The sequence below is a fragment of the Vagococcus xieshaowenii genome (assembly GCF_004792515.1).
Taxonomy (GTDB): Bacteria; Bacillota; Bacilli; order Lactobacillales; family Vagococcaceae; genus Vagococcus_A; species Vagococcus_A xieshaowenii.
In genome coordinates, this window is sequence record NZ_CP038865.1 from 869870 (window position 1) to 885124 (window position 15255).

Consider the following 15255-nt stretch of genomic DNA (forward strand, 5'->3'; position numbering starts at 1 on the left):
TTTACATTAAAGGTGCGAAAACATTAAGAATCGCACGAGCAAGATGACGCCACCAGCCAACGCTTTTTGCATCTTCTAGCGTAATTTCTCTACAAACTTTTTGTACACGTACAAAATCTTGGTAGATTTCTTTAACGGAATCAGTATCGTACATCCAAATACCATTTTCTAAATGGAGGTAGAGGCTTCTGAAATCAAGATTAATAGAACCTACTACCGCATATAAATCATCCACTACAATGCTTTTAGAATGGATAAAACCTGGTGTATATTCATAAATTTTAACGCCAGCTTCTAATAATTGATCATAGTTTGAACGCGTAACAGAATGTGCATACCATTTATCTGGGATATGAGGGGTTTGAATGCGGACATCTATTCCCGATTTAGCTGCATTACACAAAGCATCCATCAGTGTATTATCAATGATTAAGTAAGGTGTTGTAATATAAATATAACGTTTTGCTCGATTAATTAAGTTTGAATAGACCGACATACTGATTGCCTCAGACGTAAAAGGGTTGTCTGAAAAAGGTTGATAAAAGCCGTTTGTATGTTCTAACTCATGATTACGACCTGGATAATAAAAAGTATAATCGTTTTTTTCTCCTCTTAAAAAATCCCACATGGACAGAAACATAATAGTGAATCCCCAAGCAATATCACCTTTCATTAATATACCGGTATCTTTCCAATGCCCAAATCTTTCTACTTCATTAATGTATTCATCTGCTAAATTAATCCCACCTGTGAAGGCAGCTTTACCATCAATAACCATGATTTTCCTGTGATCACGGTTATTAAAAATAGAAGATAGGACAGGCACGATTGGGTTAAAGACACATGTTTTTATGCCTTTTTGCTCAAGTACTTCATTATATTTATACGGAAGTTTGAATAAGCAACCAAAATCATCGTAGATTAATCGAACATCTACGCCTTTTGCTACTTTTTCTTCTAAAATTTCTAAGATTTCATTCCACATTTTTCCTTCTTCAATAATAAAGTATTCCATAAAGATATACCGTTCTGCTTTACGGAGTTCTTTTTTCATCGATTCAAACATTTCTTCACCAATTTTTAAATATTCGCTAGCACTATTTTTAAAAAGTGGGAAATCTCCGTAATTATAGAGATAGGTAGAGTGTATGGCTGCGTCTTCAGTAGGTAAACTTTCATGGGGATCCAGACTATCAACTGTTTTTTGAATGGCATCAATTTCTTTTTTGTGAACGTCATCCATTTTTGTTTGGAAACTTTTTTTCGTATAAAGTCGACCAAAAATCAAATAAATCATGACACCAAGGTAGGGTAACAGCATAACGGGTATTAACCAAGCAATCTTATAAGCAGGATTCCGTCTACTATTAATAATTCCTAAAACAGTCACACCTGAAACGAACAAATAACTCATATAAAAAAAGTTCGCGCTTGTTTGAAATTTCATGACTATCATATAAATTAACCCAAGTTGGATTAATATAAGGATTGCCGTAAGTACAATCCTATTTGTTGCTGAACGTAAAAATTTCATTATTTAGCTCCTTAATAAAAATGATATCCCTATTATACATGAAAAAACAGAAGAATCGCACGGTTTTTGGTTGGTGAGCCAATATAAGGAGTTTTCTGTTTGTATAATTATAACAACAGAGCAATCTGTTTTATAACAGATTGTATTTGTTTGATTTGGAATTCACGAGCTTATTTTTATAGAATAATAAAATTTTAAACTTCAAAAACATTGTTATTATAAGGTTTTTGGTTGTTTTGTGAAATGGTTATCAAAAATAGATAAAAAAATCACAAATAAGTATTGTGATTTTTTTATCATGTGTTATACTTTTCTTGTAAGGCTGTTTCAATCAACCTATATAAATTTAGAGGAGGTCCACTCACATGAAACAATGGGACGGATTTAAAGGTAATTTATGGAAACAAACTGTAAACGTTAGAGATTTTATTCAAAACAACTACACTGAGTACACAGGAGACGACAGCTTTTTAGAGCCAATCGCTCCATCAACTGACAAATTATGGACTAAACTACAAGAGTTATTTGAAGTGCAACATGAAAAAAATGGTGTTTATGACATGGATAGTGATATTCCAGCAACTATCACTTCACACGAACCAGGTTACTTAATTAAAGAAGAAGAAAAAATCGTTGGTTTACAAACAGACGTACCATTAAAACAAGCATTCATGCCTTTTGGTGGTATTAACATGGCGAACAACGCATTATCTTCTAATGGTTATGAAGTAAGTGAAGAAATGACAAAAATCTTTACTGACTACCGTAAAACACATAACCAAGGTGTGTTTGATGCGTATACACCTGAAATGCGCTCAGCTCGTAAAAACAAAATTATTACAGGTTTACCAGATGCTTACGGACGAGGACGTATTATTGGTGACTACCGTCGTTTAGCATTATACGGAATTGACTTCTTAATTGAACAAAAAGTTAAAGACTTAAATAATACTGGTACAACAGTTATGACTGATGATGTGATTCGTTTACGTGAAGAAATTTCAGAACAAATCCGCTCATTAGGTCAAATCAAAGAAATGGCTGCTTCATATGGTTTTGATATTTCAGGACCAGCAACAAATGCACAAGAAGCTATCCAATGGTTATACTTTGGTTACTTAGCTGCAATTAAATCTCAAAATGGTGCTGCGATGTCTATCGGACGTATTTCAGCATTCTTAGATATCTACATCCAACGTGATTTAGAAGCAGGTGTCATCACTGAATTTGAAGCACAAGAAATGATTGATCACTTAATCATGAAACTGCGTATGGTTAAATTTGCTCGTACACCAGATTACAACCAATTATTCTCTGGTTATCCAATTTGGGCAACATTATCAATCGCTGGTATGGGAATCGATGGTCGCTCATTAGTAACGAAAAATGACTTCCGTATTTTACATACATTAACAAATATGGGACCTTCTCCAGAACCAAACTTGACTGTATTATATTCATCACACTTACCAAAAGGATTCAGAACATATTCAGCTAAAATTGCTAAAGAAAGTTCTTCAATCCAATTTGAAAATGATGATTTATTGCGTGCAAATTGGGGTTCAGATGATTGTGCTATCGCATGTTGTGTATCTGCAACTGTTATGGGTAAAGACATGCAATTCTTCGGAGCTCGTGCTAACTTAGCTAAAGCTGTATTATATGCAATCAACGGTGGGGTTGATGAAAAAACTAAAATGCAAGTAGGCCCTAAATTCCGTCCAATGACTGAAGAAAACTTAGATTACGATGAATTTATTGATCGTTTCAAAGATATTATGGATTGGTTAGCTGAATTATATGTTAATACATTAAATGTTATTCACTACATGCATGACAAATACGCTTATGAAGCACCACAATTAGCGTTTATGGATAGCGACTTAAAACGTACATTCGCAACAGGTATTGCAGGTATTTCACATGCGGCTGACTCAATCATGGCAATTAAACATGGTAATGTTAAAGTTATTCGTGACGAAGATGGTTTAGCAGTTGATTACGTTCCACAAAACGAATTCCCAACTTACGGTAACGATAATGAAGAAGCTGATGCAATGGCTAACTGGATTTTAGAATACTTCATGACTCAAATTAAACGTCAACACACTTACCGTGGAGCTAAACCAACAACATCATTATTAACTATTACATCAAATGTTGTTTACGGTAAAGCAACTGGTAATACTCCTGATGGTCGTCGTGCGGGTAAACCTTTAGCACCAGGTGCTAACCCATCATATCAAGATGGTAAATTCTTAGGTGAGAAAAATGGTCTTTTAGCATCATTAAACTCAACAGCTCGTTTAGAATATACTAATGCATTAGATGGTATTTCAAATACACAAACAATTAACCCTAATGGTTTAGGTAAAGATGATACAATGCGTATCGATAACTTACGTAACGTTATGGATGGTTACTTCAACAACGGTGGTTACCACTTAAACGTTAACGTATTTACAAACGAATTATTATTAGATGCTCAAAAACATCCAGAAAAATATCCAAACTTAACTATTCGTGTATCAGGATACGCTGTTAAATTCCGTGATTTAACTCCAGAGCAACAAGCAGATGTTATCTCAAGAACTTCACACGACAGAATGTAAGATGATAGATTAGATAAAAACTGGGAATCTTAAATTTTCCCAGTTTTTATTTTTTGATATTTTCTGTTATTCTTATAACAAAAAGAGATTAAAGAACAGAAAAGAGGAAGAATTATGACTAACTCCGTTTTAGGTAGAATTCATTCTACAGAAAATTTTGGTACTGTAGATGGACCAGGTGTACGTTTTGTTGTTTTCACTCAAGGGTGTCACATGCGTTGTCAATTTTGCCATAATCCTGATACTTGGGATTTACATGCGGGAAAACAAGTGACTGCTGATGAAATAATTGAAGAGGCTTTAAAATATAAAAGTTATTGGGGAGAAGAAGGTGGCATTACGATTAGTGGTGGTGAACCTTTACTACAAATAGATTTCTTACTTGAAGTATTCAAAAAAGCAAAAAAACTGGGAATTCATACAACGATTGATAGCTGTGGTAAACCATTTACTAGAAGAGAGCCTTGGTTTAGTAAATTTAACGAGTTATTAGAGTATACTGACTTGATTCTGTTCGATATTAAACATATTGATCGTGAAGGTCACCGAGAATTAACACAGCATGTTAATGATAATATTTTGGATATGGCAAAATACTTATCTGAAATTGACCAACCTGTTTGGATTCGTCACGTGTTAGTACCACAACGTACAGATTATGATGAGTATTTAATCCGTCTAGGTGATTTTATTAAGACGCTGAACAATGTTAAAAAGGTTGAAGTATTGCCTTATCACCGTATGGGGATTTTTAAATGGAAAGAATTAGGTATTGATTATCCTTTAGAGGGAATTGATCCGCCAACACAAGAACGTGTTAAAAATGCACAAGAATTACTTCATTGTGCCGACTATACAGGTTATAAAAATTAAAAACTAGTCTAGCAAGAAGCGTTATTTTTGCTAGACTAGTTTTTTGATTAGTGATTTCTTATAAATATATGAAGGATACATAAGAATACAGCGAATTTTCCTTAAAGATGATTTATTAATTGAGTCAACGCGTTATAATAAATGTGTTAAATAAAACGTTTTCTTATAGGGGGATGGCGTCATGAGATTAGAAAAAGATAGTGTTGGATATTTAGAAATACCAGATGAAAGTTATTATGGTGTTCACACACAACGAGCAGTTCATAATTTTAATATTACTGGCAGAAGGTTAGATAAAGATTTTATTATTAGTTTAGCAGAAGTCAAAAAAGCACTTGCTCAGGCTAATTACGATCTTGGTGTTTTATCCGAGAAAAAAATGACAGCGATTACAAAAAGTGCGGAAGAAATCATTGGAGGTAAACTGCACGATGAAATATTAGTGGATCCTATTCAAGGTGGTGCTGGAACAAGTAGTAATATGAATATCAATGAGGTAATTGCTAATCGTGCGATTGAGTTATTAGGAGGCACAAAAGGGGATTATGACTTAGTTAATCCGAATGATGATGTAAATAAAGGACAGTCTACTAATGATATTTATCCAACAGCGGGTAAATTAACTATGTTAAAAAAAATCCCTAAATTAATGGAGCAATTATACTTATTAAGGGATACTTTTTTAGAAAAATCTAAAGAATTTGATGATGTTATCAAATTAGGTAGAACACAATTGCAAGATGCTGTTCCTATTACATTAGGACAAGAATTTCATGCGTATTACTCTGTTATAAAAAGAGGGATTAAACGTTTGGAAACTGCAAAAAAAGAGATGGAATCTATTAATCTAGGTGGAACCGCTATTGGTACAGGGATTTCAGCACATCCTAAATTATCAGAAACGGTATTGACTAAATTGGTCAATATAACAGGAGAACCCTTAGAAATATCTGATGACCTAGTTGACGCTACACAAAATGTTGAAAATTATGTGGTGCTTTCTGATGCACTAAAAGCAATTGCTATAAGTTTATCAAAAATTGCTAACGATATCCGTTTACTTTCTTCAGGCCCTAAAACGGGAATTGGCGAAATAAAAATCCCAGCGAAACAAAACGGTTCATCAATCATGCCAGGTAAGATTAATCCGGTTATTCCAGAAGTGATGAATCAATGTTCATTTTTAGTAATGGGTAATAACGTGACCATTGGATTGGCAGCAGAGCACGGACAATTAGAATTAAATGCATTTGAACCAATAATTTTTTACAAATTGATTGAATCATTTGAGGTTTTAACGCATGGGGTAGAAACATTTAATGAGAATTGTGTGAAGGGGATTGAAGCGGATAGAGATCGTTGTCGTGAGAATTTAGAAAGAAGTACTTATATGGCTACGCCACTTGCTGAAAAAATTGGCTATGCTCGGGCAGCTGATATTGCTAAAGAATCTGTAGCTTCTGGTCGAACTGTTAAAGAAATAGCGAAAGACTATAATGTGCCAGATGAGGTATTGGATAATTTGAAAGTTAGAGTAAATTAGAATATTTACTGTATAGTTATCAAATTTATAAAAGAAATATGCTATAATAGTGGCGTAATTAATTTATAGATAGGGGTATTGAAAATGTCTAAAGTTTTAGTTTTCGGCCATCAAAATCCAGATACTGATACAATTGCATCAGCAATCTCAATGGCATATTTACAACAACAATTAGGAGTTGACGCTGAAGCAGTCGCTCTAGGTGAAATGAATGAAGAAACAGCGTACGCTTTGAATGAATTTGGTGTGGAGCCTTTAAGAATTATCGATCATGCTAAATCAGAAACATCACAGGTTATGTTAGTGGATCATAATGAAGCGCAACAAAGTGTTTCTGATATTAAAGAAGTAGAAGTACTTGCAGTAGTAGATCATCACCGTATTGCTAATTTTGAAACAGCTAATCCATTATATTACCGTGCAGAGCCGGTTGGTTGTACAAATACCATCATATATAAAATGTATCAAGAACATGGGATAACAATTCCTAAAGAAGTAGCCGGCCTAATGTTGTCAGCTATTATTTCAGATACATTGTTATTTAAATCACCAACATGTACATCAGAAGATGTTAATGTTGCAGAAAAATTAGCAACTATCGCTGAAGTTGATATGAATGTATACGGATTGAATATGTTAAAAGCAGGGACTAACTTAGGAACAAAATCTGATGAAGATTTATTAAATATGGATGCTAAGAGCTTTAATATGGGTGATAAAGTTGTACGCATTGGTCAAGTGAATACAGTGGACGTACAAGATGTATTATCACGCCAAGCCTCAGTTGAAGCAGCAATGACATCTCAAAATCAAACAGAAGGCTATGACTTATTTGTATTGATTATCACTAATATTTTAGATAGTGACTCAGTTATTTTAGTCGTGGGAGAACCAAAAGAAAATGTTGAAAAAGCGTTTAATGTTACATTAGAAAATAACACTGCCTTATTAAAAGGAGTAGTTTCTCGTAAGAAACAAGTGGTTCCGCAATTAACAGAATCATTCTAACTTAGTGTAGAATTACCAGAAAAGAGGGTGTAAAAACTCTCTTTTTTTTTTGCTGAGATTTGAGTAAATCAGATGAAATTTTTCGAACTATTAGGTATAATGAACAAGTAATAAAAAGTGGGTTAAATTTTGGGGGAAAAACATTGAAACAGTTATATAGAAATTTTGAAAAAATGATTGATTTATTGATTCATTTAATTATTATGGTGTTAATCGCTATTGTGTTAATCGGGATGGTGGAGTTGGTGTATAACATTATTATGACATCAATTACTATTGGGACAATGGATAGTTTGACAGTTATGATACAAGATGTTGCAACATTCTTCATTTTCTTAGAAATAATTTTGATGTTATTAAAATATTTGAAAGACATTCATCATGTTCCTGTCAAATATTTGATTATTATCAGTATTACAGCCATTGCAAGAGAAATTTTGTTAGCTCATGGAGATGCTTTAAGAATGATTTACTTGTCATTAGCTATTTTAATTTTAATGATAGTTGTCTATGTTATTCAAAAATCGAATATCATATCAGATGACGATTTATAAAGACTAAAAAAGAAACCATAACGCTTAGCTTAGCGTTATGGTTTCTTTTTTAGTCTAATTCAATAATATATGAAAAATCTTCTTGGTACTTATGTTCTAGAATTGAACGTAAAATTTGTTTAGCTAAATTAGTATTTCTAGCTAAAATAGGACCGTGGAAATAGGAACCATAAGTGTTTTTATAATGAACGCCTTCGGTTTGATCTTGTCCATTATTACCGTAACCTTTGAGTACTTTTCCAAGTGGTTTGACATTCTTACCAAGGTAAGTAACTCCGTTGTGGTTTTCAAAACCTATATAGATTTCATCATATTCTTCATTTTTGATTTCAACGTCTCCTATGAAGCGGTTATTGATTTGACTTTCAGTATAATAATCAATAGCTGAAATACCTTTAATTTGTTCGCCTTTAGCACCAATGTAATAGTGCCCAAGAAGTTGATAACCTCCGCAAATAGCCAAAAATGGTCCATCATTTTCGATATAGCGTACAAGCGGTTCTTTTTTTAGTTGAATATCTTGTGAGACAACGGTTTGTTCAAAGTCTTGACCACCGCCGAATAAAACAAAATCATAGTTAGTATCATCAAAAACATCATCAATACTAATGACTTCGTGAGTAAGAGAAATTCCAGCTTTTTTTGCATAATATTCCAATACTAAAAGATTCCCAATATCACCGTATGTATTTAATAAATTCCCGTACAAATGACAGGCATGAATAGTATAGTTCGCCATGTTACATACCTCCTTCGATGTAGCCTTGAGATGCAAGCTCTTTTCTCAATTGTAGAACCGCTGTGTAAGTAGCTAATATAAAGACGCGTTCGGTATCCATCGCTTTAATTTCTTTGATAATATTTGACATTTCAGGGATTTCTTTGAAGTTATTTTTTTCCAATCCTGCCACTTTAAGGCGTAAGGCGATATCTTTTGAACGTTCACCCCCAGCAATGACATTTGGAATGTTCATATTGGCAAATGATTCATAATTACCATCCCAAATCCAGCTAACATCAATCCCATCTGCATAATTCGAATTTAGAATTTGAACTAAACTAAATGGTTGAGGTGCAAGGTTAATCATGTCAATGACTTGATTAAGTCCAACGGGATTTTTTACAAGCACTAAGGTACATTCTTTACCATCAATATTAATGACTTCTTGACGTCCAAAGACTTTTTGGTCATAGGTTAAACCTTTTTCGATATTAGCGTCAGTGACACCAAAGTGTTTGGCTACAGCAGTAGCAGCAAGCGCATTATAGATGTTATATAAGCCTCCCACTTCAATACGTTGTGGGCTACCATTGATATCAAACTCAGAATAAGTATTTGTCATTTTATTAATGCTGGTTACTTCAAAAGCTAATTCAGGGCGCTTGAATTCGCAATGTGGACAGTAGTATTTACCTTGATTGCTATATGTTAACATCTTATAGTGTAAGATGTGTTGACAACGAGGGCAAAGTAGACCATCTGTATTTGAAGAAGGGACAACATCATGATCTTCTTCATGATTAAAGCCATAAAATAGTCGCTTGTTAATGCTGTCATTTGAATTGAATAAAGGTAAATCACCATTAGCAATAATGGTTGCGTCAGGTGCATTTGCTGCACCATCGACAATCATTTGATAGGTAGTATATATTTCTCCGTAACGATCTAATTGGTCTCTAAAAATATTTGTAAATAAGAAGACTGAAGGTTTTAAATATTTAGTTACTTTAGAAAGACTTGCTTCATCAATCTCGAGAACTGCGAATTTTTTTTGTCCTTTTTTAGGTTTATCTGAAAGAAAAGTAGACACAATTCCTTGCAACATATTGGCACCGGTTGTGTTAGTTAATACTTCCCCAAATTGTTGTTTTAAAATATTAACAGTTAAGGCTGTTGTTAGTGTTTTACCGTTAGTCCCTGTAACAACGATGATTTCATACTCTTCAGAAATTGCGTTTAAAATATCAGGATCCATCTTTAAAGCGATTTTTCCGGGTAAACTACTCCCACCTTTTGTAAATGTTTGTAAAAACCATTGGCTTGACTTCCCAACGGAAAGTGCTAAACGACTTTTAAATGTCATTATTTTTTCCTCCCAAAGCACATATCTTGCTCATAATATCCTTAATAATACCATAAAACCTAAAAAAAAGAGAAGAATCGTGCGACTCTTCTCTTAATTATTTGGAAAATATTAATGATTAGTTGATTAACCGATTATTATTTTTTCTGTAGGGTATAAGAATGCTTTGTCTTGTTTTTCTTTTGGTAAGAACATCATCAGTGTATATAACATTCCAACACGACCAACAAACATTAAGATACCAATAACAATTTTACCAAATAACGTTAAGTCATCAGTGATTCCTAATGATAAGCCAGTTGTTCCAAATGCGGAAGTGACTTCTACAATAATCGCTATCAACGAGTGAGATTCCGTTGCAGAAAGAACAATAACAGCTAAAAAGCACATAGTTAATGATAAATTAAATACCACGACAGATTTTTTTATGTCTTCACTTGAAATACGACGACCAAAAATATTAACGTTTTCTTCACTCTTAATGAAAGACATCATGTATAAGAAAAGAATGGCAACGGTTGTCGTACGAACGCCACCTCCAACTGAACTAGGACTACAACCTATGAACATTAAAATAGAAAATAATAATAATGTAGCTGGCTGGAATTCATTTAAGTCATGCATTTGTAAACCAGCATTTCGAGTGGTAACAGAGTAGAACATAGCGTTCAACCATCGTTGACCTTCGCTCATATCAGCAAATAAATGTTGTCTTTCTAAGAAGTAAATCATAATGGTACCACCAATGAGCAACGTGATGAAGGTAAACATCGCTATTTTGGCAAATAGTGAGAACCTAAAAGGTAACTTTCGATGTTGTTTCTTGTAAAAAATACGTTCTCGTATTTCCATAATGACAGGGAACCCTATACCACCAATCATGATTAAAAACATTGTACAAAATAGAAAGAAAGTATCCTGTTTATACGGAATGATGGATGCCCCTGTGACATCAAACCCTGAGTTAGTTGCGGCTGAAATCGATTGATAGAAGCCAAAGAAAATCGACTCTTTTATCGTTGCATGTGATTCGTTAAAATAAAAATGAATAGAAAAAATAATACCAAAAAATAGTTGTACTTTAATTAAAAATGACATGCTGATACGAATCAATTTAACAATTCCACTTAACTTAGGTTGATTCATATCGGTCATAATGAGTTGACGTTGGGTTAAACTGATTTTCTTTTTAGAAAATATGAAGAAAAAGGTCAATATCATCATAATACCTAAGCCGCCTATTTGAAAAAGAATTTCTAGTAAGATGATACCTCGGTAATTAAAGACCTCATTAATGTTATAGGTGGACAATCCTGTTACACTCACAGTGCTCAACGCCATAAAAAAGTCATCAAATGACGACGTATGAACACCAGGATTTCTAAACCACGGCATTTTCAGTAAGAAAAATGCGAGGATCGTAAATCCTAAGTAGTAGATGACAATTTTTTGAATACTCGTTACATTGTTAGCGATAAAGCGGTCAAATTGCCGTTTAATTAAATAGATGTATTTATTTATCATAAGCTCGTTCCTTTATATAGTAATTGAGCATTCATTTTTCTAAGGTATATCTGAATAATGAATGTTATCTGACTCATTAGCATGGTATCACATTATAAGGGTTAATTTCTAGTTTAACAATTACTAAGAAGTTGATTTTGTGAGTTTTCCATAGTGGAGAAAGTATGATAGAATTGTAGAGAATATACTGATAAAGAGGTTGAGAATATGTCAGAACAAAAAAAATGTCCAAATTGTGGTCAAATTTATGCGATAGATACCGATTTTTGCCCCAAATGTGACTTATATGGGGGGAGTAATCGTCAATTTCATCACGGACCTAGTCAACGCGAAAAAATGATTGTCCGTCGAGAAGAAATGGAAAAAGATGCTCAAATTCGTCTTAAATTAAAAACTATTTACGAAATAAAACAACAAAAACAATCAGAGATAGCTGATCCATTAGTATCAGAGGAGCAACCAGAAGATTTAATCGATCATTCTTTAATTTTTAAAGAGATTGATGAAGAAACATCGATTGAAGAAGTGGAGAATGCTATTCATGATGCGATTAAAGAGCAAAAAGATAAAGCAGAAAAAGAGTCTGTATTAATGGAAGTATCTCAAGAAGAACTATCAGAAGAAGTAGCTGAATTTACTGATATTTTTATACCTGATCAAATGGAAAAGATAAAGGATATGGATGAGCCAGTGTCAGAAACAAGTGAAGAAGAACAACTTGTAGCTTTAGTTGATAGTAAAGAACACGTACAACTATCTGAAGAGTCAACTGAGGAAGAGGTTGAATCGACAGTGCTTATTTCAACAACTGATACCGTTGAAGGTGTAGAATCAGTCGAGACAATCACTGAAACAACAATGGAAGAAGCGATTGAAGAAACATTAGTGTCTGAAGATGAGGGCGATAATCTAGAAATACTTATAGGAGAAACATCTGATTTGGATAGGCAACAAGACGATGAGCAGGTTACTTCAGAATCATCTGTTGAACAACAAGAGACCAAAGAGTTAGAAGTCCCAATTACAAATAATGAAGTGAACGAAACAGAAATGATACTTGATTTTGAAGAAGAAATCCAAGCTGAAAATCAAGAAGAATATGCGACTTCTAATGACGCTATAATAGATAGCAAACCCTTAGATGAGACTCTTGAATTAGAAGTAGATTTAGTCGTAAATGATGAAGATGATAGTGAGGAAGAAGTGCTGAATGTCAATGAAGTACTAGATGATTCACTATCTGATAACAATTTGACAACTGACGCCTCTAATGAGTCTTATGAAGAGCTAGATTTATCAGAAGAACTTGAAGAAATGGAAAAATCCGCTAATTTAGAGGAGGCAACAGAAGTAGATCTGGAAGAACCCGTCTTTGATAGGGCAATAGCTAATGAATCTGTAGAAGATGGAAAGACAGCAATCCTTCCGTCTGAATCTAACGATAAAGAGGAAGAATTAAACGAAGATACTGATTTAAATGAAAAAGAAGGTAGTCTATCACAGCAAAAAGAAAGTACCGACAGTCATGTTGAATCAGTTTCTAAAGAAACATATGTACCACCAGTAGACATTGAAAAGATCCCTAATCGAGCATCACAAGAAGTAGTAAAACATGCTAATAAACCGTTATTTAATCGTAAAAAAGCTCTCATTACATTAAGTGCTATTGCTGTTCTAGCAGCAGGGGCACTCACGCTAAATAACTATGAAAAAGCTCAAGAAAGACAACGTATTGAGCAAGTACAACTACAGAAAAAAAATTATGAATTGGCAAAAGTTGAATTAGATAAACTGTTTACTGATAGTCAATACACGTTGCTTAAGCCAGGTATTTCTACTGAAGCTTTTGATCAAGTAGCTGAAAAAATTAATCATTTATCAGATCAATCGTTTAAAGACGAGCTATCGAAACGTTTAACGCTAGCTAAAGAACAGCTTCATCAGACGAATCACTTAAATGATTTATTTGAATCACCTGTCTTAGCAGACAATAAAGTGAACAAAGCGTCAATCGTAAAAGAATCTACAAAAGAAACAGACTTAGTAGCCCAAACAGCTAACGATGAATATAGTAAGCTATACAATCAAGCAGTCTCTATTGGTTTATCTCAAATTAAAAACAATCAAACAGCAAATAAGCTGGTAAATGCGTTATTTGATGATAAAGATAAATTAGCTGAAGCAGTAACAGATAAAGAAATCAATGCTGCAAAACAAGCCATTAATCAAATTAAAAATGAAAGCTTAAAGAAACAACAAATGGCATTACTAACGAATGCTCAAAAAGCTTTAACTCAACGCCAAGAAGCAGCTGAAAAAGCTGAAAAAGAAAAACAAGAACAAGAATTAGCAGCAAAACTAGCACAAAATAGACAAGTGACGGTAGATATTTTTGGACAAGATACAGTGGATAAGTGGCAAAATAAATACACAACAGAACAATCAGGGGTTCTAAGTGATTTAGAAACAGGCCAAGTATCTTCAGATCCTTGGCAATGGGCGCCAGGCGTACAAGAAGCTGTTCTAAACGAATGTTATCGTAGAGGTTATATTGTCGATGGAGGCTATGAATTACGTAGAGGTGACGTGAAAAATGGTGAAGGGTATTATCAATTATACGCAACGGATGCCAATGCGCCATTGCTAAAAAAATCAGGTGCCAAAACACCTTTTTATGTTGTTCAAATCAACTGTAAAACAGGTTGGTTTAAAGGTAACAGATAATCAGTTAGTTGAAAATAGAGTCAATAGGAGAGAATTCTGTATTGACTCTATTTTTATTTGACATAAAACGTCTACAGTTGTAGACTTAAGTTGTAAGGAGGCGTTATTATGGAAATTAGTGAAGCAGAATGGGAAATTATACGTGTTGTTTGGGCGAATGGACAAGTAACAAGTAGTGAGATTGTGTCTGTTTTGTCAAAGAAAACATCCTGGAAAACGTCTACAGTCAAAACGTTATTGAGCCGTTTGGTTCAAAAAAATTATTTAGTAGCAAACAAATCGGGAAATAAGTTTATTTACCAAGCAACTATTTCAGAAAACGAAGCCATTAAGCACAAATTATCACATTTAATGTCACAAGTATGTGCTAAAAAACAAGGTGAGGTATTACATTCTTTAATAGAACAAGTAGAGATGACGCAATCAGATATCACAGAACTACTTGACTTATTAGAACACAAAAAACAAACAGCACCTGATAGCATCGCGTGTAACTGTATACCAGGACAATGTACGTGTCATTTAGAAGGAGGAAAGTAGAATGAAACAAAAATATACTATTAACGGAATGAGCTGTGCACATTGCGTCTCAAGAATAGAAGAAGCAGTGAGTTCTTTAGATGGCGTAAAAAAAATAAAGATTAACTTAAAAAAAGCGGAAGCAATTGTTAAGTTTGACGAGCAGTGTGTTACAGATGAAGTCATTATTTCAACGATTCATCAACTAGGCTTTACAGCGTCGATTTAAAAGGGGTGAAGCAAGTGGAAAATAGTAAAGTAGAAACGTTTGTAATCACAG

The 15255-nt window shown here is 33.7% G+C and carries 12 protein-coding genes; 8 read left to right on the plus strand and 4 right to left on the minus strand.

The window, feature by feature from the left end; genetic code table 11:
- Nucleotide 1: 1 nt before the first annotated feature.
- Entirely contained in the window at nt 2–1534 is a 1533-nt protein-coding gene (gene cls / locus E4Z98_RS04225) for a cardiolipin synthase (RefSeq protein WP_135254839.1), read from the minus strand.
- Nucleotides 1535–1899: 365 nt separating this feature from the next.
- On the opposite strand from cls, the gene pflB reads away from it, so the two are divergent.
- From pflB to E4Z98_RS04250, 5 genes are all read left to right on the plus strand, one after another.
- Complete coding sequence (gene pflB, locus E4Z98_RS04230) at nt 1900–4146, plus strand: formate C-acetyltransferase (RefSeq protein ID WP_135254838.1); 2247 nt, start codon at nt 1900–1902, stop codon at nt 4144–4146.
- Between the two features lie 114 nt (nt 4147–4260).
- Complete coding sequence (gene pflA / locus E4Z98_RS04235) at nt 4261–5019, plus strand: pyruvate formate-lyase-activating protein (RefSeq protein ID WP_135254837.1); 759 nt, start codon at nt 4261–4263, stop codon at nt 5017–5019.
- 181 nt (nt 5020–5200) lie between these two features.
- Nucleotides 5201–6562, plus strand: coding sequence for an aspartate ammonia-lyase (locus tag E4Z98_RS04240; protein ID WP_135254836.1), 1362 nt, complete (start codon nt 5201–5203; stop codon nt 6560–6562).
- Between the two features lie 84 nt (nt 6563–6646).
- Entirely contained in the window at nt 6647–7570 is a 924-nt protein-coding gene (locus E4Z98_RS04245) for a manganese-dependent inorganic pyrophosphatase (protein WP_135254835.1), read from the plus strand.
- A gap of 143 nt (nt 7571–7713) precedes the next feature.
- The gene (locus tag E4Z98_RS04250) at nt 7714–8124 is read left to right on the plus strand and encodes a phosphate-starvation-inducible PsiE family protein (RefSeq protein ID WP_135254834.1); all 411 of its coding nucleotides are present in this window, start codon (nt 7714–7716) and stop codon (nt 8122–8124) included.
- Between the two features lie 49 nt (nt 8125–8173).
- Here E4Z98_RS04250 and E4Z98_RS04255 read toward each other — a convergent pair whose 3' ends face one another.
- The 3 genes from E4Z98_RS04255 to E4Z98_RS04265 all read right to left on the minus strand — a co-directional run bounded on the left by E4Z98_RS04255 (nt 8174) and on the right by E4Z98_RS04265 (nt 11732).
- On the minus strand, nt 8174–8863 hold the full coding sequence (locus E4Z98_RS04255) for a type 1 glutamine amidotransferase (protein WP_135254833.1): 690 nt from the start codon (nt 8861–8863) through the stop codon (nt 8174–8176).
- Between the two features lies 1 nt (nt 8864).
- The gene (locus E4Z98_RS04260) at nt 8865–10208 is read right to left on the minus strand and encodes a Mur ligase family protein (protein ID WP_135254832.1); all 1344 of its coding nucleotides are present in this window, start codon (nt 10206–10208) and stop codon (nt 8865–8867) included.
- Between the two features lie 126 nt (nt 10209–10334).
- Nucleotides 10335–11732 (minus strand): TrkH family potassium uptake protein, encoded by a 1398-nt coding sequence (locus tag E4Z98_RS04265; RefSeq protein WP_135254831.1) that lies wholly within the window; start codon nt 11730–11732, stop codon nt 10335–10337.
- 207 nt (nt 11733–11939) lie between these two features.
- Here E4Z98_RS04265 and E4Z98_RS04270 point away from each other — a divergent pair, with 207 nt between their 5' ends.
- From E4Z98_RS04270 to copZ, 3 genes are all read left to right on the plus strand, one after another.
- Entirely contained in the window at nt 11940–14456 is a 2517-nt protein-coding gene (locus E4Z98_RS04270) for a cell division site-positioning protein MapZ family protein (protein WP_135254830.1), read from the plus strand.
- A 108-nt stretch (nt 14457–14564) separates the two neighbouring features.
- Nucleotides 14565–14996: a CopY/TcrY family copper transport repressor gene (locus E4Z98_RS04275; protein ID WP_135254829.1), complete on the plus strand. Its 432-nt coding sequence runs from the start codon at nt 14565–14567 to the stop codon at nt 14994–14996.
- A 1-nt stretch (nt 14997) separates the two neighbouring features.
- A complete protein-coding gene (gene copZ, locus E4Z98_RS04280) occupies nt 14998–15204 on the plus strand; it encodes a copper chaperone CopZ (RefSeq protein WP_135254828.1) in 207 nt (68 codons plus the stop codon).
- Nucleotides 15205–15255: the final 51 nt, after the last annotated feature.

Coding starts and splice junctions, on each gene's coding strand:
- cls (WP_135254839.1), bottom strand. CDS start 1,534: ATGAAATTTTTACGTTCAGCAACAAATAGGATTGTACTTACGGCAATC.
- pflB (WP_135254838.1), top strand. CDS start 1,900: ATGAAACAATGGGACGGATTTAAAGGTAATTTATGGAAACAAACTGTA.
- pflA (WP_135254837.1), top strand. CDS start 4,261: ATGACTAACTCCGTTTTAGGTAGAATTCATTCTACAGAAAATTTTGGT.
- E4Z98_RS04240 (WP_135254836.1), top strand. CDS start 5,201: ATGAGATTAGAAAAAGATAGTGTTGGATATTTAGAAATACCAGATGAA.
- E4Z98_RS04245 (WP_135254835.1), top strand. CDS start 6,647: ATGTCTAAAGTTTTAGTTTTCGGCCATCAAAATCCAGATACTGATACA.
- E4Z98_RS04255 (WP_135254833.1), bottom strand. CDS start 8,863: ATGGCGAACTATACTATTCATGCCTGTCATTTGTACGGGAATTTATTA.
- E4Z98_RS04260 (WP_135254832.1), bottom strand. CDS start 10,208: ATGACATTTAAAAGTCGTTTAGCACTTTCCGTTGGGAAGTCAAGCCAA.
- E4Z98_RS04265 (WP_135254831.1), bottom strand. CDS start 11,732: ATGATAAATAAATACATCTATTTAATTAAACGGCAATTTGACCGCTTT.
- E4Z98_RS04270 (WP_135254830.1), top strand. CDS start 11,940: ATGTCAGAACAAAAAAAATGTCCAAATTGTGGTCAAATTTATGCGATA.
- E4Z98_RS04275 (WP_135254829.1), top strand. CDS start 14,565: ATGGAAATTAGTGAAGCAGAATGGGAAATTATACGTGTTGTTTGGGCG.
- copZ (WP_135254828.1), top strand. CDS start 14,998: ATGAAACAAAAATATACTATTAACGGAATGAGCTGTGCACATTGCGTC.